Source organism: Spongiactinospora gelatinilytica, from assembly GCF_003236385.1.
Classification (GTDB): Bacteria; Actinomycetota; Actinomycetes; order Streptosporangiales; family Streptosporangiaceae; genus Spongiactinospora; species Spongiactinospora gelatinilytica.
Genome location: NZ_POUA01000028.1, coordinates 1 through 13,521, shown reverse-complemented (window position 1 = coordinate 13,521; position 13,521 = coordinate 1). Strand labels below are relative to the sequence as shown.

Below are 13,521 nucleotides of genomic sequence, written 5' to 3'. Positions count from 1 at the left end.
GCGTGAACGAGGTCATCCAGGGGCTCGGCTCGTGGTCGCTCCAGCTCGACGGCTGCCCGCGCGAGACCCTCGACGCTCTCCTGTACTTCGGCCACGTCGCGATCGTTCCCGGCCGCGTGGCGCCCGCGCAGTACGGCGACCAGCTCCTTACCATGGCCCGCTACGTCGGCGTACTCACCAAGCGCGACGACGAGGAGGACCGCACGGCCATCGCCGGCCAGGGCATGGAGCTCTGGCTGGGCGACGGCGACGACAAAGGCGAGATCTTCGAGTCGCCCTTGTCGATCAACGGCCAGACCTTCGCGAACAGCATCCGCGCGATCCTCGGCTCCGGCACAGCGGTCGTCGAGGGCACCCTGCACAGCGTCCCCGGCACCTACACCGGCCGGCACCAGTGGGAGTCTCGCCGCAAGGCGCTCGCCTACGTCTGCTCGACCTTCGGCGCGGAGTATCGGGTCAACGGCAACGGCACGCTCGACGCGGGCACCCAGGCGCAGCTCTACGCCGCGACGCCGACATGCGTGATCGTCCGCAAGGGTGCCGAGGGCCGGGACCTGGCCCTGACCGGCCTGCCGGGTGAAATGGAGCTCAGCCGGGACGTGGAGGACTTCACGACGCGGGTCGTGCTGCTCGCCGAGGGCGAGGGGGCCGCCACCGCCACCGGCGCGGCGAACATCGCCTCGAACCCGTACCTCGACCTGCGCGGCCAGCCCGTCAAGCGCACACGACTCGTGTCCGAGTCCGGCACGGTCACCGGCAACGCGCAGGCCCGCGCCCAGCTCCAGCTCAACCGCTTCGTCGGCACCCGCAACGCGCTCAGGTTGTCCACCGAGGACTTCGAGATCCGTGGCAGTTTCCGGCCGGGCGACATGGTGTACGTCTACGACCCCGACGCGGGCTTGTATGACCTCGACAACGAGGTGACCTTCCGCGGCCAGCGGATCAATCCGATCGCACTGCGCAGTGTGGAGGCGAGCTGGCCGGTCGTCGAGGGCATGACGGTCGCCTACCGGCACCAGTCCGGGACCTGGCTCGACCTCACCGACTACGTGCGGTGGGAGACGGGTTCGACGGCAGTCGGGGTGGGCGAGCTGGGGCGCTCTCTCACGAGCACGGGCTTCGAGCCCGTCGGACCGCGGCCGATCCCGGACAGCACGATCCCGGGCGCTGTGCCCTGGGTGCTGCCGTTCCAGTCGGCGGTTTACATGGACGCCGAGGGCAACACGCGGGCGAGCATGCTTCTGGTGTGGGACCTGCCGCTCAACGCCGACGGCAGCACGATCCTGGACGGCCACCACTACGAGATCGCGTACGGCGTGAGCCCGGCGACCGAGTGGGAGACCGCCTACGCACCGTGGGGCGAGCTCCAGGCCGTCATCGGCGATCTGTCGCCGGGTGTGGTCTACGACTTCCGCATCCGCGCGGTGGACACCTCGGCCAACGCCGGCGCCTGGTCGGTCACGGAATCGGCGCTGGCCGAAGCCGACACGATCCCGCCGAGCACGCCCGCGCCGCCGGTCGTCGCCGCGAGCCTGATCGCCATCCAGATCACGCACACCCTCGGCAAGGTCAGCGGCGGCACGTTCAACCTTGAACTCGACCTCGACCACCTAGAGGTCCACGTCGGTTCTTCCTCTGGCTTCGCGCCGGATGCCACGACGCTGCGAGGCAAGGTCGCGGCGAACGCCGGGATGATCCAGGCTGAAATCGCCGCCGTCGGCACGGTGCCCGAGCCGGACACGACGCTCCGGCATGTCAAGGTCATCGCGGTGGACCGAAGCGGCAACCGGTCGCCCGCCTCGAACGCGGCATCGGTGACGGCGCTGCTGATCGACAACGCGCACATCAGCGACCTAAGCGTATCCAAGGTCACGGCGGGCACGGTCAGCTCGAACTGGATCCTCGGCGCGAACATCGGCACCGCGGCGAGCGGGCAGCGAGTCGAACTCAACGCGACGGGCCTGCACGGCTATAACGCGGGCGGCGCCGAGCTGGTGACCCTCTCGAACACTGGAACCTTCACCTTGCGCTCGGCGGCGTCCGGGTCGCGAGTCCAGCTCGACGCATCGGGACTGCGCATCTTCAGTGGCACGACCGAGGTGGTCTCCCTGCTTGCCGGCGGTTCCTTTGCACTTCGCTCGGCTACGTCCGGGACAAGGGTGGAGCTGGATATCGCCAACGGCCTGCGGATTTTCAGTGGCAGCACGCAGCTTGTTTCGTTGTCGCCCTCAGGGTCGTTCTTTCTTCGCTCCGGGGTGGCGCCATCCGCCCGCGCTGAGATGGACGCGGCGGGCATTCGGATGTACTCGGCGGGCAACGCCGAGCTGGTAAACATTTCCGCCTCGGGTAGTTTCCTCCTGCGCTCCCAGACGTCGGGCAGCCGGATCGAGATCGACCTGAACGGGATCCGCGGCTATAACTCGGGCGGATCACAGACGTTCAGCCTTTCCGCGAACAGCGGAGACTTGGACATGGTCGGTCGGCTGACGAGCACGGTCAATAGCAGCTCGAAGCGCCTCGTGATCAATCCAACGTTTGGTGCCGATCCCGAAATCCGGCTCTACGAGAACAGTTTTGACTACCACTACTGGACCTCGTACGTGGCGTCGGCCAACACCATGCAGATCGGATCCGCGCCAGGCGGGGCCAACCGAAAAGGCGCGCTCACCATGGACGGCGTTCAAGTGGCTCTAGCCCTTGGCCCGGCAGGAAGCTCCAACATCGATTTTGGCATAAAGATCGTGGACGCTGGATGGCTCGACTTTTTCGGCAAGCTCGGCGCGCCTGGATCGGGTGGTGCTTTCACACGCGGCAGCGTCCAGTTCCCGGCAGGCACAACAGGCAGCATCGGCTACGGGTTCACATTTACTGGCGGTGACGCGATCGTAGTAGCCACGATGTTCAATGTCGGCGGCCCACATGGTGTGACTCTGTCAGGCCGCGGCAACGGCGGCTTCAGTTTCAGTACCACGGAGGGCGTGCCCGGTGTGACATACGAGATTCAATTCTTCACATGGAAGCAATAATGATCGAACGACGTGTTGTTGACGCGTACGTATCCGAACACGGAGGTGTGCAAATGTGGACGATCCGGACGCGAGATCCGGCCATGCCGGACGCCCCGGATCACTGCTACATGCTGCCGAGCATCACTTTCGAGAATCTTGCCGTCGAATATGGGCTCGATCCTGACGACATTGACGAGTTGCTGCGGGTGGCGATCCTTCAACTGGAGATCCCCGCGAAGATGATGACGAGCTCAGGGGCGGCGCGTGACCTGCTCCGCGGAGGGCGGCCAGTGACCCTCGACAATGCCGAGAGCACGGCGCAGGCCCGTGAGGCACACCTGAAGCGAATCGCCTTGGTCGAGGCCGACCATGTCCGCATCGCGTGGCCCAAGCCTGGTATGCGTGTGCTCGCGCGCACCCTCGACGCCGATGTCTCCTCCGAAACCGAAGTGGATCCGTATCAGCGCCTGGAAGCGCTGAAGGCCACGTATCGACCAGATCGCAAACGGATGGGGGAGAAGCGGATGGCCTTGTCCACCGTGCTAGGGCGGGAGGTCTGATGGACGACAACAGTGTGGACCTCGGCCGCGTCCTGACCAGAGTCACCAATCAGCGCAACACCGCACTCGATGAGGCCGCCGCCGCGATGGCCAAGATCGAAGAACTGCGCGAAGAGAACGCCGGGCTTCGTGCCGAGGTGGAGCGGCTGAAGCGCGGCGACACCGCGCCGACCGTCGTCTCGGGGAGCGTCGAGTCCTAACGGTGCCGCGTGATCGTCGTCCCCCGCCGGCGCCGTAGCCACACCCAGGGCCACAGCAGTCCACACGACAGCACTACGGCCAGGATCTGACCGGGCGTCCAGGCCGGTTTTGTCACGCTCCTGCCAACCTGCTGGACACGTACGGGCGGTTCGTTGTTCCTCACGCCTCTGAGACGCGCCGACCGGTGCCCCGGTTCACCCCACCCCCGTGTCCGCATGCGGACACCCGACGCAAGGAGGCCGCGTGACGATGCCTGCCGAAGAGCCGACGATCGGCGAGGTCGCCCGGACACTGAACCGTTTCGTGGAGGACACCCAGCGGCGCTTCTCGGAGCTGAGTACGACGATTCATATCCTCGTCACCCGAGACCTGTATGAGGCGCACCGGTCCGCCATGCAGGAGGACATCGCCCAGCTTCGAGACGAGCTCAAGGCCGAGCGTGACCGGAAGACGGCCGACCGGCGCATGGTCGTGGCCGCGCTCATCTCCGCCGGCCTGTCGCTCATCGTCGCCATCGTCGCCGCTGCGCTGCTCCTGGCGCTCGGCATCAAGTAGTCACAGGCGTCGCAAAATCTCTGCCTTCTTCGCATCGAACTCCTCGCGCGTGAGAATCCCCGACTTGACCAGTGCGCCGAGGCGTTCGAGTTGGGTCACCAGATCCCCATCGATGCCCGGACCGCCGGCAGGAGGCTGCTGACTGGTGTGCACCATCTGCACGGGCATCGGGTACCTCGCGGCATGCTGCTCGCGTAACCGGGCCTGGTGAGCCGCGGCGTTGATCGCCTGCTGTACCGCCCGCGGATCGTGGACGGATTCCAGGGTGACCTTTTCGGGGCCGGTCGGCCGCTGGACATGCACGATCACATCTCCGACGCCGCGCGCCTTCTGCGTGAGCGACTGCTTGACGTCGATGTCCACGATCTCGTGAATCGGGACCTGCTGGGCGTCGGTCTTGAGCAGGCCCCGCTCGAAGTACAGGTGGTGCGTCGTCAGTCGGTAGCGCGGTGCCACCCGGCCGCCGGTTGCGGCCGACGTGAGCGAGGCTGAAACACCCTCCCAGATGACCTGCTCGGGCATGGCGTGCGGCGGCTGCGAATAGCTCACGGCGACTCCTGGTGAAGGTTCGTAGGACGTTCCAAGCATCGCCGCTCGCGCCCCGCCGCGACAGGCCGAAATGACTTTCCGCGCCTCGATTGTGCCGTGGCCGCCCCGAAACGGCTTCCCGGCCTGCCCACGCGAGATACAGGGAGACGATTTGAAGAAGTCACGTGCCGTCATCGGTGCGGCCCTGCTGGCGGCGGCACTGACCGTTCCAGGAACCGCCAGCGCCGATCCCGACTGCAATGGCAGCAGCCACTGCCACGCGCTCGCGCACACCGCGATCAACGCGCCGCAGATCAACGCGGTCGGCCTGGGCATCTGGACCGAATGTCTGCACGTCGCCGACCCGGTCGGCGATTTCGCGACGAACGAGATCTGGATGTGGACCGACGACGATCCCATCTACTTCATCGAGGGCGGATCCGCCTCGCCGGCACCACGGTGGGCCTGTCGGACCAGAGCGCGAACGGCGGCATCTACGTCCAGGTCGGCGCCGAGACGACCGACCCCCAGGTGGAGGACCACGGCAAGTCCATCGACCTGCGGTACCGATACAACGGCGCGAGCCTGTGGACCGTCGGCACCTCCTACGCGACCGGGGCCACCGCCGGCGTCTACACCATGGCCAGCCAGCCCAACGTAGGCGGCGACGGCACCGAGCACTGGTCGCTACCTATGCGGCAGCGGCCCCATGGCCGCCGCGAAGGCCGCCCCTGTGGCGCCGAGCATGAGCGATCTGAAGGCGAACTTCCTCGCCTTCATCGCGCAGCTCGGAAAGGGCAACGCCGAGCAGAAGCCCGCCATGCGGGTGGTGAAGAGCACGAGGAAGGCCGCGCAGCCGGGCGCCCGGCTGACCACCGACCAGGCCGCGTACGTGGTCCAGGCCATCGGCAACTTCACCGCCGACATGGCCCCCCGACCCCCCAATGCGAAGGCACCCACCGGCACCGTTCTGACCATGGTCGTCGATGCCCAGACCGGCGAACTGACCGACTGGAGCCTGACCAAGAAGCCCGCGCGTGATCTTGCCAGCCTCGGCAAGGTCAGCGACTTGTAGGAGGTCGAGATGAAGCTCGTCACGCGCGCAGCGCTCGGCTGGCCGCCGTCCGCCGCCGACCATGCCAGCCCAAGCCGCGGACTCGCCATCCACTACGACGGCAGCGATCAGGGCCTGGCCCGGAAGCCGCATTCCGCCTGCCTGGCGTACTGGCGGAAGACCAGGGCGTTTCACATGGGCCCGTCTCGCGGCTGGAGCGATCTTGGCTACTCGTGGGGGGCCTGTCCGCACGGCTACATCCTGGAGGGCCGTGGCCTGGGCCGCTACCAGGCGGCGCAAGGCACCACAGCGGGCAACCGCGACTGGTACTCGGTCACCCTGATGAGCGGCCCGAACGAGGACCCGACGCCCGAGCAGATCGACGCCGTCCGCCAGCTCCGGGCCTGGCTGATGAGCAAGGGCCTCGGCGCGGCCGTGCGCGGCCACCGCGATTTTTTTGGCACCTCGTGCCCCGGCGACCGGCTGTACCGCCTGGTCAAGACCGGCACGTTCAGCAGATCACCCAAGGAGGCGGATGACGACGTGAGCGCGAAGGACGTGTGGACCTACGAGATCCCAGTGCCGTTCGGCACGAAGGAGAACCCGGAGTGGCAGGCCAAGAGCTTGCTGCTCAACAGCAACGAGCGGATCCGCAACCTGGAGCGGCAGGTGGGCGAGCTGACCGCACTCGTCCGCGAACTGGTGGAGAGGAAGTCATGAGCGACGCGAACAAGCGGGCCATCCGCACCGCCGTACAGACCGCCGTGGGTATCGCCGTGGCGTTGCCGGCGATCGTCGGCGCGGCCGGCATCCCTGAGGCGCTGCCGTGGGTGGCGGCGTCGCTGGCCGTGGCGGGTGGATTCGCCCGGGTGATGGCGCTATCGGCGGTTCAGCGGCTGCTGCCGTCGTGGCTGCGGACGGAGACGCCGCAGGGGTAGCCTGACGTCAGAATTCGATCGCCCCGATCGAGTGCGCCACCGGCGTGCGGCTTCGGCCCCGGTCCTTTCGAGGACCGGGGCCGTCTTTCGCTATGGCGCGGGGGCGGCATCGACTTCGGTGAGGGTCGCCAAATCCACGATCTTGGCCACCTCCTGCACGCTGGTGCAGTAGGCGATCAGGTAGCGGACGTCGCCGTACCAGCGCTGGACACGCAGCATCGGCCGCGAGTCGAGCACGATTGCCTCGACCTCGTGGCCGTCATGGCTGATCCAGCGCCCCATGCGGACAGGATACGAGGCCCGCATGACATCGTTCCTCACAGGTGCAGGGGTCGTTACGCGAAAGCCATTGTCGGGCTTACGGCGTAGCCGTACTGTCACGCTAGGCAACAAACCTAGGCGAGGAGGTCCTCGAGATGAACCCCCAGTACGGCGCGCATGAGGACCCGGACAGCCCGAAAGACGAGCCCCTTGACCCGAAATCGGGAGGGACCGGAAGCAACGACGACGAGAACCGCACGGGCACCGGAAAGCATGGGAAGGGCGGCGACGGTAAGAAATGAGCGACGCCAGGACCGGTCAACGCATGGAGCACCTGATCGCGAGCCTCGACCCGGAAGGAGATATCGGCGACCGCGTCAAAGCCGCGGTCCGTGCCGTGCCACGAGACCAGTTCATTCCGCCGGTCGGGCTCGTCTCACGACCGCGCCCCCATCTGATCGACCGCGACACCGACCCGGACGGGTGGTGGGACGCCGTCTACTCCGACACCAGCATCGTCACCCAGCTCGACGACGGCACCACCGACCTGAAAAGCCTGTCGGGCGACTACACCTCATCGGCTTCGGCACCCAGCACCGTCGCCGACCTTCTCCAGCGGCTCGAGCTGGAACTTGGGCACCGGGTGCTGGAGATAGGCACGGGCACCGGGTGGACCGCCGCCCTGCTGTCCCACCTCGTCGGTGAGCAGAACGTCACCAGCATCGAGGTGGACGCGGCGGTGGCCGAGCAGGCCGCGAAGAACCTGTCCGCCGCCGGCCACACGCCGCACCTGGTCGTCGGAGACGGCACCAAGGGCGCACCGGATCGCGCGCCGTTCGATCGGGTGCATGTCACCTGCGGCATCCGCCAGGTGCCGTACGCCTGGGTCGAGCAGACCCGGCCGGGCGGGGTGATTGTCCTGCCGTGGTGCCCGGAATTCGGCACCAACCACACCCTGCGGCTCGTCGTTCTCCCGGACGGCATCGCGCATGGCCGGTTCCCCGGCTTCGCCTCCTACATGCTCATGCGCTCCCAGCGCATGCCCGGCTGGCACAAAGACGACGGCACCGGCCAGCGGAGGACCACCAGGATCGACCCACGAACCATCGGCAACGCCCCGCCCGGCGCGGACCTGGCCATAGCGGCGATCACCGGCCTGCGTGCTTTCGTCGAGGACGACGACGATGGGTATCGGCTGTGGGTGGTCGATACCGAGACGCCGAGTCAGTGGGCGGCCGTCACCTACAAGGCCGGCGCGGAGGAGTTCCCGGTGTACCAGCTCGGGGACCGCCCGGTGTGGGACGAGGCGGTGGATGCCTACTTCCGGTGGGTGGACTGGGGCGAGCCGCGGCGTGATCGGTTCGGGATGACGGTCAGCCCGGACGGGCAGCAGGTGTGGCTGGACACGCCACAGCAGGTGATCGGGTAGGGGTTCATCGTCGGCGGCTTCGTGATCGCAGGCGCGCGCCTGCGAGGCGGCTGCCGACCTCCACGATCCCTGGTACGGCGGGGGCCCTGCGCCGTAGCCTGAGGATGTCGAAGCCATCAGGAAGGGCAGGGCCATGAACGACGCTAGCACGACCATCGGACAACGTCTCCGATCCCTCCGCAACGCACGGGGCCTGACACAGGCGGAGCTCGCCGAGGCCGCCGGAGTCTCGACCGACCTGATCGGGAAACTGGAGCGCGACGTACGCGAAAGCATGAGCTGGGCCAGCATGGCGAAGCTGGCGCGGGCGCTCGACGTGGACCCGGGCATGATCGCCGGGAAGGGCAGCCGCCTCAACCCCACGCCCGGCGGTACGGTCCTTACCGTGCGGGACCTGGTCATCGCCCCCGATCTCCTCCCGGAGTTCTCACCGACGCACGACGGAGAGCCGCCCACGTCCGAGGAGCTGTGGCGGCTCGTCGAGCGCTGTTATGGCGCATATTTCGCGGGCGAGTTCGGGGTGCTCGCTGCCGATCTCCCCGATCTTGTCGCCCGCTGCCGTCAGCTCCAGGCCACCGACCTGGTCGCCGCCGCGGGCCCTCTGGCGCACGCTTGGCAGCTCGCCGCATGCCTCCTGGTCCACACCGGCCGCGACGATGCCGCGGCCATCGCCGCAGAGCGCGCGATCTACGCCGCGCGCCATGGTGATGACGAGTGGCGGGCGGCCACCATGTACGGCACCTACTCATGGGTGCTGCTGCACCAGGGACGCCTGACCGAAGCGGAGCACCTCGCCGCCGCGCAGGCCGACAAGATCGAGATCGCGATCTCCCGGGCAGAACCGCAGCAGATCACCGCGTGGGGTGGCCTGATCCTGCATGCGGCCGTGGCCGCCGGGGGACGCGGAGACGCGGACCGGGCGCTGGACTATCTGCGGACCGCGGCGGCCGGTGCCGCCCGCGCAGGGGAGGACCGGCACGACTACTGGGTGTCGTTCGGACCTTCGCACGTGGCGGTACAGCAGGCGCACATCATGACCGCGCTGGGCCGACCAGAGGCCGCCCTCAAGGCCGCCCGCACCGTGGACAGTGGGTGTCTCTTCACGGTCCAGCACGGCCGTCACCTGCTCAACGTCGGTCGCTCTCTCCTGGAGCGGCGGCGGGTCGATGACGCGGTGGAGGTGACGGCGCGGGCGCAGAGCCTGAGTCCAGAGTGGTTCCGTCATCAAGGATTCGCGAAGAGCCTGGCGCTGGACTTGGCCGAACGAAAGAGCCGAATCACCGGCCCCCTGCGGAATGTCGTCCAGGCGTTCGATCCGGTGATGTGACCCGGACAGCATGTCCAGGTCACGCTACTGAACGCTACCGAGAGCTGACGCGCTGTCCGTGTTCCTGATCCACCTGCGGGCGTACAGTCCCCTGCATGAGCTTCCGGAACACGGACAGCCTCCACGGCTGGCCGGCCGAAGAAGACGACGAACTCGGCCAGCTCCAGACCCGCCACCCGAAGTGGCGGATCTGGCGGGGTCTCGATGACCGCTGCCGGCCCACAGGCTGGCACGGGACACGAGAGCCGGACATGCGCGTGGACGCGGAGACCTCCAGGGAGCTCGACAGGCTGCTCACTGAGCAGGAATCCACCGGAGAGATCACATGACCCTCAATGCGACGGGATCTCAATCTCCACCCGGTCGGCTGGGAATACCTGGACGGCTCCGTTGCGATCGAGCACGATCACCGGCACGCCCTCGTCCATGCGGAATTGCCGCCGCTCTTCTGGCGTCGGCATCCGCACTCGGAGACGCGCCGGGCCCTCTATTCGCTCCACGTCCGGCTGCACGGGCTCGCGGATATACGAGCCCTGGCCCCGGACTGTGCGGATCAGGCCCTCGCCCCGCAGGACCTGTAGGGCGTCTCGCACGGTGTCCTTGCCGACGCCCCACTCGCTCGCAAGTCGATCCTCAGCGGGCAGTCGCTCGCCCGGACGTAGAGCGTGAGACGTTATCCGCTCGCGCAGGTCATCGGCGATCTGGCGGTAGGCCGGCGCGTAGGATGCGGGGTCGATCGGCACTCCATGATCGCATCATGTCCTTTGGCTGCTTCCCGTATTGGCCAATGGGCCAATACGATGCCCGAGCGAGGAGGGCAGTCCGTGATCACGCTTCCTCACGACGATGACCTCCTCCTGGTATGGGATGTGGAGGCGGGTGAGTGCGGAGGAGGGGGTGTGAACGACTCCCTCGCCGCAGCCGAGAAAGCGATGCTCGAAGCCCTCGGCTCCCATCCGGAGGGCCGCGGGCGTGTCCGGTACGCGCGGCTCGTGCCCGCGCCTCGCGGAAGCATCGGCGACTACCGATACGGCACCACCCTCATCACCGCGCACCGGGCGGGCGGCGAGACCGTCACTGTCGCCGGGGACGCATGGGAGGACACCCCATGATCGGGTACGGCGGCGTGGCGCGGGCATGGGCGCCGCCGTACCGTACGGCGGGCCAGCCGGGGCCCGCCTGGCGCGGGCGGGTACGAGGAGTGCTCCCTGCCCGCGCCGCCCACGCCACCCCTGCTGCGCGGCGGTCCCGCGGATCGCCCTGGGCCGTGCCGCGCCGCGCGGGAGGTAGGTAGCCCCCGCGCCGCGCGGGCGGGTGACCCACACCCCGGATCATCATCCGCCCGCGCCTCTCATCCCGCCCCACCGCCCTGTGGACGGAGCATCTTATGACGCTCGATATGAGCCAGCCGAACGTCGCCCGCATTTATGACTACTTGCTCGGCGGGAAGGACAACCTTCCTGCCGATCGGGCCATAGGCGACGCGAGCATCGCCCAGGACCCGGACATTCCGGCCGAAGACGTCGGCAACGCCATCTTTCTCGGCGGCATCGCCGATCTGAACGCCTACGGCCCGCTGGAGCGTGGCTGATGGACCCGTTCATGCCCGCTTACCAGGCGCGCACGCCATCCGAGAAGGTCATCACGACCGCCAAGCAGCTCGTCGCGGCGCTCACCGACCTAGGGGTGCGCGACGTCACCCTGATCGTGGATTACCAGAGGGTGCTGGTGCCCGTGTGTCACGGCCTGGTCGCCGTCGTCCAGGACGACGGGATCTGGTGGCACAGCCCGCGCCACCTCCGGCCCGATGTCCCGTTTTACGTTCACCGCGGCACCGTGGCCGGCGCGGCCGAAGGGCTGGCCGCCGACTACGCGCTGCTGAACCCCGGCCCACCCACCCTTGTGGAGGTGCGGCATGCCGCAGCTCCTCTTTGACCCTCCCATCTGCTCCGCCGTTCCTCCGGTCGTGGTCTGGGAGGTCGAGTCCGGCGCGAGCGGCGTGACCGACGACGTGGACGCTGCGGAGAAGGCCATGCTGGACGCCCTCGCCACCCGCGCAGAGGGCCGGGGGCAGGTACGGCTGGCGCATCTGGTACGTGTCGGCGTCGGCTACGACTACGGCGAGACGCTGGTCACCGCCCACCGTAAGGATGGCGTGACCACGATCGTGACCGGGGACGCGTGGGTGACCACGCCATGAGCAGGCGCGGCAGCACGGCGCGGTCGCTGCCGCGCCGTACCACGGGGGATCGCAGGGCCCCCGGTGGGCGGGCCGGAGCCGGTAGTCCCGGCCCGCCCACATTCCCCCACATGCGCGCGGCGGCCGGGACAGAACAGGTGTCCTCCCTGCGGCGTCCAACGCCGCGTCGTGTACCGGCCGTCTCCGGTCCAGCCGGTACGCACCCCCGGGCGGGCCGGGGAAATCCCCGGCCCGCCCGGGCCACCCCGGCATTCCAGGAGCGCGGCGAGCCCACGCCACTTCGCCGCGCGGGCATGGGGAACGGGCGACCCCATGCCCTTGCCAGGGTGCGGCCGGGCCGGGTAGAGGTCCCCCGCCCGGCCGCACCCACCCCTGGCTCTGGCCGGCCGCCCTTCCCGATCCGGTGTCGGAGGACGGTCACCCACAAGGCGGCACCTCTGCGGCCGGCCAGCACCCGCCGCGTGGTCTCGGGCACGACATCCTCGGCCGTGCCCGGGGCCACGCACCACCCCCTCACCCCTCATCCGCATGGAGCGACCGAGTGACCACCTGGCAGGACCTGCCTCGAAGGCTTCGTGAGGACGCGCAAACCGATCTCGGGCGCGTACACACCGCCATCCCCCTTCCAACAGGGGCGCCCTGGACAGCCGCGCTGTTGCACACCAAGTACGGCTGCTACTACCTGAAGGCATGCCCTGCCCTCGAACCAGCGGCGTTGTCGGCCGTCCGGGAACAGTGGGCCGCGGCAGTCATCCCGTCGCCGCCGGTGCCGACTCCTTCCCTGGTGTGGTCGAGTAACGACCACGGGTGGGCGACGATGATCTTCGAGTACATCGACGGCCGCCACCCGGACCTGACCCCCGGCTCTCCGGACATCCCCGCAGTGACCGAAACCTTGAACGTGCTCGCTGAGGACATGTCCCCCTACAACGATCGCAGCATCCCGCCGGTGTCGGAGAGCATCTACCGCCTGCTGCTCAGTAGCCAGGTGATGCTGAACGACCCCGAGCTGCCGGACTGGGAGCTTTATGACGCCGCCCTGGACTTCGGACGTGGCCTCAAGCCCGCCGCCCTGGACTGCGGCGACATGCTGCTGCATGGTGACCTGCGCCGCAGCAAGCTCTTGTTCGCGGACGGCGAGGATGGCGAGCAGGTCTATGTCCTGGACTGGTCTCGTATCGCCCGGGGTGCCGCCTTTATCGAGCCGGTGATGTTCGCGCTCCGGCTGATCCAGGCCGGGCACTCCCCGCAGCAGGCCGAGATGCTGCTCATGGGCGTGTTCACATGGGACGACGCGCCACCTGATCAGGTCACCGCGCTGATCGCCACCTGGACACTGCACAACCTCCACGCGGCGAGGTACGGCCCGGACGAGACACGCAATACGCGGTCGGCCGCTGCCCAGGAGGGCCGGAGCTGGCTGCACCACCGGTTCGCGCCCCTCCTATAACCCCCTGAAG

The 13,521-nt window shown here is 68.2% G+C and carries 19 protein-coding genes; 16 read left to right on the top strand and 3 right to left on the bottom strand.

Going from position 1 to position 13,521, the window contains the following annotated elements; all coding sequences use genetic code 11:
* Positions 1-2 precede the first annotated feature (2 nt).
* The 4 genes from C1I98_RS06090 to C1I98_RS06075 all read left to right on the top strand — a co-directional run bounded on the left by C1I98_RS06090 (position 3) and on the right by C1I98_RS06075 (position 4,324).
* Positions 3-3,026: a fibronectin type III domain-containing protein gene (locus C1I98_RS06090; RefSeq protein WP_111166086.1), complete on the top strand. Its 3,024-nt coding sequence runs from the start codon at positions 3-5 to the stop codon at positions 3,024-3,026.
* Positions 3,026-3,568, top strand: coding sequence for a hypothetical protein (locus C1I98_RS06085; RefSeq protein ID WP_146607305.1), 543 nt, complete (start codon positions 3,026-3,028; stop codon positions 3,566-3,568). The genes C1I98_RS06090 and C1I98_RS06085 overlap by 1 nt, the downstream gene beginning before the upstream one ends.
* On the top strand, positions 3,568-3,768 hold the full coding sequence (locus tag C1I98_RS06080) for a hypothetical protein (protein ID WP_111166084.1): 201 nt from the start codon (positions 3,568-3,570) through the stop codon (positions 3,766-3,768). Before C1I98_RS06085 ends, C1I98_RS06080 begins: the two co-directional genes overlap by 1 nt.
* A 244-nt stretch (positions 3,769-4,012) precedes the next feature.
* Entirely contained in the window at positions 4,013-4,324 is a 312-nt protein-coding gene (locus C1I98_RS06075) for a hypothetical protein (RefSeq protein WP_111166083.1), read from the top strand.
* Here the strand turns inward: C1I98_RS06075 and C1I98_RS42635 are convergent, their stop codons facing one another.
* The gene (locus tag C1I98_RS42635; protein ID WP_199536751.1) at positions 4,325-5,272 is read right to left on the bottom strand and encodes a PH domain-containing protein; all 948 of its coding nucleotides are present in this window, start codon (positions 5,270-5,272) and stop codon (positions 4,325-4,327) included.
* Positions 5,273-5,597: 325 nt separating this feature from the next.
* Here C1I98_RS42635 and C1I98_RS06065 point away from each other — a divergent pair, with 325 nt between their 5' ends.
* The 3 genes from C1I98_RS06065 to C1I98_RS06055 are packed head-to-tail and all read left to right on the top strand — an operon-like array spanning position 5,598 to position 6,844.
* Positions 5,598-5,927, top strand: coding sequence for a hypothetical protein (locus tag C1I98_RS06065; protein ID WP_111166082.1), 330 nt, complete (start codon positions 5,598-5,600; stop codon positions 5,925-5,927).
* A gap of 9 nt (positions 5,928-5,936) precedes the next feature.
* Positions 5,937-6,626: a peptidoglycan recognition protein family protein gene (locus tag C1I98_RS06060; RefSeq protein WP_111166081.1), complete on the top strand. Its 690-nt coding sequence runs from the start codon at positions 5,937-5,939 to the stop codon at positions 6,624-6,626.
* Entirely contained in the window at positions 6,623-6,844 is a 222-nt protein-coding gene (locus C1I98_RS06055; RefSeq protein ID WP_111166080.1) for a hypothetical protein, read from the top strand. Before C1I98_RS06060 ends, C1I98_RS06055 begins: the two co-directional genes overlap by 4 nt.
* Before the next feature lie 90 nt (positions 6,845-6,934).
* Here C1I98_RS06055 and C1I98_RS06050 read toward each other — a convergent pair whose 3' ends face one another.
* Positions 6,935-7,126: a transposase gene (locus C1I98_RS06050; protein WP_111166079.1), complete on the bottom strand. Its 192-nt coding sequence runs from the start codon at positions 7,124-7,126 to the stop codon at positions 6,935-6,937.
* A gap of 134 nt (positions 7,127-7,260) precedes the next feature.
* On the opposite strand from C1I98_RS06050, the gene C1I98_RS41210 reads away from it, so the two are divergent.
* From C1I98_RS41210 to C1I98_RS06035, 4 genes are all read left to right on the top strand, one after another.
* Positions 7,261-7,407 (top strand): hypothetical protein, encoded by a 147-nt coding sequence (locus C1I98_RS41210; RefSeq protein ID WP_158557933.1) that lies wholly within the window; start codon positions 7,261-7,263, stop codon positions 7,405-7,407.
* 23 nt (positions 7,408-7,430) lie between these two features.
* A complete protein-coding gene (locus C1I98_RS06045) occupies positions 7,431-8,534 on the top strand; it encodes a methyltransferase domain-containing protein (RefSeq protein ID WP_158557932.1) in 1,104 nt (367 codons plus the stop codon).
* Positions 8,535-8,667: 133 nt separating this feature from the next.
* Positions 8,668-9,861 carry a helix-turn-helix domain-containing protein gene (locus tag C1I98_RS06040; RefSeq protein WP_111166077.1) on the top strand — a complete coding sequence of 398 codons (1,194 nt, stop codon included), beginning with the start codon at positions 8,668-8,670 and terminating at the stop codon, positions 9,859-9,861.
* 95 nt (positions 9,862-9,956) lie between these two features.
* On the top strand, positions 9,957-10,190 hold the full coding sequence (locus C1I98_RS06035; protein WP_111166076.1) for a hypothetical protein: 234 nt from the start codon (positions 9,957-9,959) through the stop codon (positions 10,188-10,190).
* Positions 10,191-10,193: 3 nt separating this feature from the next.
* Here the strand turns inward: C1I98_RS06035 and C1I98_RS06030 are convergent, their stop codons facing one another.
* Positions 10,194-10,604: a GntR family transcriptional regulator gene (locus C1I98_RS06030; RefSeq protein WP_111166075.1), complete on the bottom strand. Its 411-nt coding sequence runs from the start codon at positions 10,602-10,604 to the stop codon at positions 10,194-10,196.
* 156 nt (positions 10,605-10,760) lie between these two features.
* Between C1I98_RS06030 and C1I98_RS06025 the strand changes: the two genes are divergently transcribed.
* From C1I98_RS06025 to C1I98_RS06005, 5 genes are all read left to right on the top strand, one after another.
* The gene (locus tag C1I98_RS06025; RefSeq protein WP_111166074.1) at positions 10,761-10,973 is read left to right on the top strand and encodes a hypothetical protein; all 213 of its coding nucleotides are present in this window, start codon (positions 10,761-10,763) and stop codon (positions 10,971-10,973) included.
* 275 nt (positions 10,974-11,248) lie between these two features.
* Positions 11,249-11,452: an SAM-dependent methyltransferase gene (locus tag C1I98_RS06020; protein ID WP_111166073.1), complete on the top strand. Its 204-nt coding sequence runs from the start codon at positions 11,249-11,251 to the stop codon at positions 11,450-11,452.
* Positions 11,452-11,796 (top strand): hypothetical protein, encoded by a 345-nt coding sequence (locus tag C1I98_RS06015; RefSeq protein WP_111166072.1) that lies wholly within the window; start codon positions 11,452-11,454, stop codon positions 11,794-11,796. The genes C1I98_RS06020 and C1I98_RS06015 overlap by 1 nt, the downstream gene beginning before the upstream one ends.
* Positions 11,777-12,061: a hypothetical protein gene (locus tag C1I98_RS06010; protein WP_111166071.1), complete on the top strand. Its 285-nt coding sequence runs from the start codon at positions 11,777-11,779 to the stop codon at positions 12,059-12,061. Before C1I98_RS06015 ends, C1I98_RS06010 begins: the two co-directional genes overlap by 20 nt.
* 541 nt (positions 12,062-12,602) lie before the next feature.
* Positions 12,603-13,511, top strand: a complete 909-nt coding sequence (locus C1I98_RS06005) for an aminoglycoside phosphotransferase family protein (protein WP_158557931.1) — start codon at positions 12,603-12,605, stop codon at positions 13,509-13,511.
* Positions 13,512-13,521: the final 10 nt, after the last annotated feature.

What these genes read in the sequence shown, in the direction of transcription:
- C1I98_RS06085 (WP_146607305.1), top strand. Translation starts at nt 3,026, where the DNA reads ATGATCGAACGACGTGTTGTTGACGCGTACGTATCCGAACACGGAGGT.
- C1I98_RS06080 (WP_111166084.1), top strand. Translation starts at nt 3,568, where the DNA reads ATGGACGACAACAGTGTGGACCTCGGCCGCGTCCTGACCAGAGTCACC.
- C1I98_RS42635 (WP_199536751.1), bottom strand. Translation starts at nt 5,272, where the DNA reads ATGGGATCGTCGTCGGTCCACATCCAGATCTCGTTCGTCGCGAAATCG.
- C1I98_RS06065 (WP_111166082.1), top strand. Translation starts at nt 5,598, where the DNA reads ATGAGCGATCTGAAGGCGAACTTCCTCGCCTTCATCGCGCAGCTCGGA.
- C1I98_RS06060 (WP_111166081.1), top strand. Translation starts at nt 5,937, where the DNA reads ATGAAGCTCGTCACGCGCGCAGCGCTCGGCTGGCCGCCGTCCGCCGCC.
- C1I98_RS06055 (WP_111166080.1), top strand. Translation starts at nt 6,623, where the DNA reads ATGAGCGACGCGAACAAGCGGGCCATCCGCACCGCCGTACAGACCGCC.
- C1I98_RS06050 (WP_111166079.1), bottom strand. Translation starts at nt 7,126, where the DNA reads ATGGGGCGCTGGATCAGCCATGACGGCCACGAGGTCGAGGCAATCGTG.
- C1I98_RS41210 (WP_158557933.1), top strand. Translation starts at nt 7,261, where the DNA reads ATGAACCCCCAGTACGGCGCGCATGAGGACCCGGACAGCCCGAAAGAC.
- C1I98_RS06045 (WP_158557932.1), top strand. Translation starts at nt 7,431, where the DNA reads ATGGAGCACCTGATCGCGAGCCTCGACCCGGAAGGAGATATCGGCGAC.
- C1I98_RS06040 (WP_111166077.1), top strand. Translation starts at nt 8,668, where the DNA reads ATGAACGACGCTAGCACGACCATCGGACAACGTCTCCGATCCCTCCGC.
- C1I98_RS06035 (WP_111166076.1), top strand. Translation starts at nt 9,957, where the DNA reads ATGAGCTTCCGGAACACGGACAGCCTCCACGGCTGGCCGGCCGAAGAA.
- C1I98_RS06020 (WP_111166073.1), top strand. Translation starts at nt 11,249, where the DNA reads ATGACGCTCGATATGAGCCAGCCGAACGTCGCCCGCATTTATGACTAC.
- C1I98_RS06015 (WP_111166072.1), top strand. Translation starts at nt 11,452, where the DNA reads ATGGACCCGTTCATGCCCGCTTACCAGGCGCGCACGCCATCCGAGAAG.
- C1I98_RS06010 (WP_111166071.1), top strand. Translation starts at nt 11,777, where the DNA reads ATGCCGCAGCTCCTCTTTGACCCTCCCATCTGCTCCGCCGTTCCTCCG.